The following is a 3,044-nucleotide window of genomic DNA, read 5'->3' on the forward strand; positions in this document are numbered from 1 at the left end:
TTTTCGCAACAGTTTCACACTCGGCGGAGCATCCGGCTAGGTCCCGGAACGCACCTGGGCCCAGGACCGCACCTAGGCCCCGGACCGCACCTGGGCCGCGGCGGCCACCATGTGCTGCAGCGACGCGGTCACCTCGTCGACGTTGCGCGTCTTCAGCCCGCAGTCCGGGTTGACCCAAAGCCGCTGTACAGGAACGGCGTTCAGCGCAGCCCGCAGCGACGCGGCCATCTCGTCGCTGCCGGGCACCCGCGGGGAGTGGATGTCGTAGACGCCCGGCCCCACGCTGTTGGCGAAGCCGGCGGCGTTGAGGTCGTCCAGCACCTCCATGTGCGAGCGGGCCGCCTCGATGGAGGTGACGTCGGCGTCGAGGTCGGCGATCGCGCCGATCACCTCGCCGAACTCCGAGTAGCACAGGTGGGTGTGGATCTGGGTCGAGTCGGCGACACCCGATGTCGCCAGCCGGAACGCCCCCACCGCCCATTCCAGGTAGTCTTCCTGGTCGGCGCGGCGCAACGGCAGCAGCTCCCGCAACGCCGGCTCGTCCACCTGGATAATCGAGATACCCGCCGACTGCAGGTCCACCGTCTCGTCGCGGATCGCCAAAGCAACCTGCGCAGCGGTGTCGGCCAGCGGCTGGTCGTCCCGCACGAACGACCACGCCAGGATGGTCACCGGCCCGGTCAGCATCCCCTTGACCGGCTTGTCGGTCAGCGACTGCGCGTAGCTGATCCAGTCGACCGTCATCGGTTTCGGCCGAGCGACATCTCCGTAGAGGATCGGCGGGCGCACACACCGGGACCCGTAGGACTGCACCCACCCGTTCTCGGTGGCGAAGAACCCGTCGAGCTGCTCGGCGAAGTACTGCACCATGTCGTTGCGTTCCGGCTCGCCGTGCACCAGCACGTCCAGGCCCAGCCGTTCCTGTAGCGCGATCACGTCTGCGATCTCGGCTTTCATCCGGCGGTCGTACTCGCTCTGGTCGATCTCGCCGGACCGCAGCGCCGCGCGGGCCTTGCGGATCGCGGAGGTCTGCGGGAAGGAGCCGATCGTCGTGGTGGGCAGCGGCGGCAGCTGCAGCCGCGCCTGCTGACTCTCCCGGCGCTGAGCCGCCGGGCCGCGGTGGGTGCCGGAGGCGACGATGGAATCGATGCGGGCCCGGATCCGGTCGTCGTGCAGCCGTGGATCGGTGCGGCGCGACGCCTTGGCCGCGGCCGACGCCGCGATCTCCTCGGCCACCGCGTCGCGCCCGTCGCGCAGCGCACGCGCCAAAACGACCACCTCGCTCACCTTTTCGGCGCCGAACGCCAGCCAGCTGCGCAGGTTGTCGTCCGGGTCGCTCTCGAAGGCCAGCGAGTAGGGGACGTGCAGCGTCGAGCACGACGTGGACACCGCCACCGCCGCCGCCGACCCCAGCAGTGCGGCCAATCGGCTCAGCGCCGCCTCCAGGTCGGTCCGCCAGACATTGCGCCCGTCGACGACCCCGGCCACCAGCGTCTTGTGAGCCAGCTCCGGCACGGCAGCGACGGCGGTGTTCGGCCCGGCGACCAGGTCGACGCCGATCGCCTCGACGGGTGTGCGCGCCAGCGCCGGCAAGGCCGCGCCGGGATCGCCGAAATAGGTGGCGACGTGGATGGCGGGGCGACGCGGCACCGAGCCGAGCTCGGTGTAGACGTGCTGCGCCAGCGCGGGTGCGTCGGGGTGGATATCGGTCACCAGTACCGGCTCGTCGAGCTGAACCCACTGCGCGCCGTTGTCGGCAAGCAGCGAGAGCAGCTTCGAGTACACGCCGATCAGCTCGTCGACGCGCTCGATCGGTGCGCGCCCGCCGTCCACCGCCTTGCTCAGCAGCAGGAAGGTGATCGGCCCGATGATCACCGGGCGTGCCGGAATACCCTGCGCCAGAGCCTCTTTCAGCTCCGAAACCACCTTGTCCGGGTGCAGCGCGAACTGGGTGTCCGACCCGATCTCAGGAACCAGGTAGTGGTAGTTGGTGTCGAACCACTTGGTCATCTCCAGCGGCGCGATGTCGTCGGTGCCGCGCGCGGCCGCGAAGTAGCGGTCCAGCTCGTCGGCAACGCCCCGCACCCGGGCCGGCAGCGCGCCGAGCAGCACCGCGGTGTCGAGCATCTGGTCGTAGTAGGAGAAGGTGTTGACCGGCACCGAGTCCAGGCCGGCCGCGGCCAGGCCCGACCAGGTGTCGCGGCGCAGGGTGGCGGCGACGGTCTCCAACTCGGAACGGGTGGTCCGGCCGGCCCAGTAGCCTTCGGTGGCGCGTTTGAGTTCGCGGCGCGGGCCGATGCGCGGGGAGCCGGTGACGGTCGCGGTAAACGGTTGAGCGGTCACGTGTTCGTCCTTTGGTATCCGGGGTGTTCACCGCCGGCGGACGCAGCGCCGATCCGGTCGCGGTGCGCAACGGGCACTGCAGCCGTCACGGCCAGACGCCCATTCCACGAGGCGGTGAGCCGCCGGGCGCGGCGCGCCCGGCGCAGCCGGCAGGTCTTCGGACTGGCAGGCGCGCACTCGGCGAGTGCTCCTACTGGCCGTCGCTTCCCAGTCTTTCGACCAGTGCTGATGACGGCGGTCGTTCCTGCATACCGCTGCGGGACAGTCCCGGATTCGCACCGGGTTCCCTCTCGCGAGACCGCGTCAGCACGCCTCGCTCGATGCCGACGCGGGGGACGGCAAACCGACTGCGGTGTCGAGATTACCCGGTGGCCTGCGCCCTGGCGATGGGGACGTCGCCGGTGTCGAACCCGACGGTCCGGTTGGTTGCCACGCCGTCCACAATGATGCACTAGCATCAGATGCATGCGCACCACACTGTCGATCGACGACGACGTGCTGCTGGCCGTCAAGGAACGAGCCCGCCGGGAGAACCGCACCGCCGGTGCCGTTCTGTCCGACCTCGCTCGCCGAGCGTTGACCAATCAGCACACCTCGTCCGGCGCGTGGGCCGGTACGGAGTTCTATGGCTTCGAGCCTCTGCCGCATCGCGGCGAAGCCGTATCGAACGCCTTGATCAGCCGGCTTCGTGACGATGAGGC

At 69.8% G+C, this 3,044-nt stretch carries 2 protein-coding genes and 1 riboswitch; of the genes, one reads left to right on the plus strand and one right to left on the minus strand.

Features of this window, described 5'->3' with window-relative positions; translation table 11 throughout:
- Positions 1 to 72 precede the first annotated feature (72 nt).
- Positions 73 to 2,343 carry a 5-methyltetrahydropteroyltriglutamate--homocysteine S-methyltransferase gene (gene metE / locus ABDW21_RS13245; RefSeq protein WP_343602190.1) on the minus strand — a complete coding sequence of 757 codons (2,271 nt, stop codon included), beginning with the start codon at positions 2,341 to 2,343 and terminating at the stop codon, positions 73 to 75.
- A gap of 147 nt (positions 2,344 to 2,490) precedes the next feature.
- A riboswitch (cobalamin riboswitch) is annotated at positions 2,491 to 2,644 on the minus strand.
- A gap of 164 nt (positions 2,645 to 2,808) precedes the next feature.
- Between metE and ABDW21_RS13250 the strand changes: the two genes are divergently transcribed.
- Positions 2,809 to 3,044 (plus strand): CopG family transcriptional regulator (locus ABDW21_RS13250; RefSeq protein WP_343602189.1); only part of this gene is annotated, 236 nt, incomplete at its 3' end.

The organism is Mycobacterium sp., assembly GCF_039583805.1.
Lineage (GTDB): Bacteria > Actinomycetota > Actinomycetes > Mycobacteriales > Mycobacteriaceae > Mycobacterium.